This window comes from Faecalibacterium prausnitzii, assembly GCF_003324185.1.
Taxonomy (GTDB): Bacteria; Bacillota; Clostridia; order Oscillospirales; family Ruminococcaceae; genus Faecalibacterium; species Faecalibacterium prausnitzii.
In genome coordinates this window covers 1-2317 of record NZ_PXUP01000050.1, presented here as the reverse complement: position 1 = coordinate 2317, position 2317 = coordinate 1, and the positions used below count along the sequence as shown (strand labels likewise).

General features: G+C 48.1%; 1 protein-coding gene. It reads left to right on the top strand.

The window, feature by feature from the left end:
- Positions 1-547: 547 nt before the first annotated feature.
- A complete protein-coding gene (gene ltrA / locus C7J97_RS14545) occupies positions 548-2230 on the top strand; it encodes a group II intron reverse transcriptase/maturase (protein WP_113993393.1) in 1683 nt (560 codons plus the stop codon).
- Positions 2231-2317 lie beyond the last annotated feature (87 nt).

Genomic DNA, 2317 nt, shown 5'->3' with positions numbered 1-2317 from the left:
GTGCGACACGAAGTCGCGTAATGTATTGTGTATAAACACTGCTCTATCCATTTGGAGTAACCCTACTGTGACCTGCACTGGTCAAAAGCCGGCGTTGGGAAGCTCACAGGACAATATGGGAAATCTGCCAGCCTAAAGCGGATGTACTGTTAGGGTAAAGAATGCTATGTCGAACGTAATGTGAATCATCGTAAGGATCGTTACAGGGAATAGGTGAAATAAGGCTGATACACCTACACCAAAAGGTGTTGGAGGTGGCCGAGGGGCCTTTCGCTACCCCGAAGCAAATGGACACAAATCCTCCCGGTTCAAAGATGGCGGCTAAGGCATTCGAGAATTATGCATTACGTGGAACGTGGAAAACCCTATGCGTTCCTTGAACAAAGGTATCGACCTCGCAAGAGGAAGAAATGGCGCAGAGGGTATGAGATGGAATAAAAAGCGAAAGGTTCACTGTAACGGTGAGCATAGGGGTTCAAAATTTGCCCTGACCTGAAAGGGTGCTGACTTATTCCGGGTATTTCATGGCAAGATTGGAGGTATTCCTGTGAACGATAAGTATTCAACGACGGAAGGTAAAACTTCTGAGAAGCTGTCGGACGAAGCTATGTTGAGTGCCCAATGGAAAAACATTGACTGGCATAAGGCAGAGCGGGAAGTCAACAGGCTACAAATCAGGATTGTCAAGGCAACTCAGCAAAAAGACTACAACGCAGTAAAACGACTTCAGTATCTTCTGACACATTCCTTTTACGCCAAAGCACTGGCTGTCAAGCGTGTCGTAACCAACGACGGGCGCAGAACTCCCGGTGTGGATGGTGTTCTCTGGAACACTCCGGCGAAGAAAATGGCAGCGGCTCTATCGCTGACAGATAAAAGGTATCGTGCACGTCCTCTCCGTAGAGTGTATATCGAAAAGAAGGACAAGAAGAAAAAACGTCCGTTGGGGATTCCCACGATGTATGACCGCGCAATGCAGGCTCTTTATGCTTTGGCACTGGAGCCGGTGGCGGAAACAACAGCAGATGGGAAATCCTTTGGTTTCCGAAAAGGAAGATGCGCACAGGATGCCTGCGAATATCTGTTCAATGCACTGTCGCGCAAGCACATTTCTCCGAAGTGGGTTTTGGAGGGTGACATCAAAGGTTGCTTCGACCATATCAGCCATGATTGGCTTCTGGCGAACATCCCCATGGACAAGAACATTTTGAAGCAGTTCTTAAAGGCGGGATTTATCTATCAGCGCGAACTCTTTCCTACCGAGGAAGGAACTCCGCAAGGTGGTATTATCTCCCCCATTCTGGCGAACATGACGCTGGATGGTATCGAGAAGAAGCTGGTCGAACGCTTTCACACGAACGCGCTCGGTAAGGTCGATTCAAGATTTAAGAATGCCCACAAAGTAAACTTCGTCCGCTATGCAGACGATTTTGTGGTCACAGCGGCAACACCTGAACTGGCTCTTGAAGCAAAGGAGCTGATTCGAGAGTTTCTCGCTGAACGCGGATTGGAACTTTCTGATGAAAAGACCGTTGTCACCAACATTGACGATGGTTTCGACTTCCTCGGCTGGAACTTCAGAAAGTATAACGAAAAGCTGATTATCAAGCCTTCCCAAAAGGCGGTTAAGGCTATCGTTTCCAATATCTCTGACACGATTCTCCGCAGAGGAAAAGCGTGGCAGCAAGATGTTCTGATTATGAAGTTGAATGAACAAATTCGAGGTTGGACTAATTACCACCAGTCCGTATGCGCAAGTGATGCGTTCGCGCATCTGGACTATGTCCTGTACGAACTGCTGTGGCGATGGGCTAAAAGACGGCACCCAAAGAAGAACAAGTGGTGGATTTCCACGAGATACTGGCATCGTGTCGGTAATCGGAACTGGGTGTTCTCTACGGAAAACAAGGAGCTGATACGGGTGGACAGCACAGCCATTGTGCGACATACCAAGATAAAAGCTACTGCAAATCCGTTCCTCGATGAGGCGTATTTCCAAAAAAGGAAATTCGATAAAGGAATGCACCGGCTGACTGGAAAATTCAAGATGATTTGGAAAAACCAGAACGGACTGTGCTACCACTGCGGAATGCCGATGGATGTAACGGAAGAAAGAGAAATCTTCTACCTTGCACCAAAGGCAAAGGCTGGCATGGAAGATGTTCGCAATATGCGCTACGTTCATTGCACCTGTCAGCGTATTTATGCTGAGAACCGCTTGAAGAAGTGATGAAATGCTTGAGCCGTATGACGGGAAACTGTCACGTACGGTTCTTAGGCGGGAAGGCGGTGGTAACACCGCTGACCCAGCCGATTA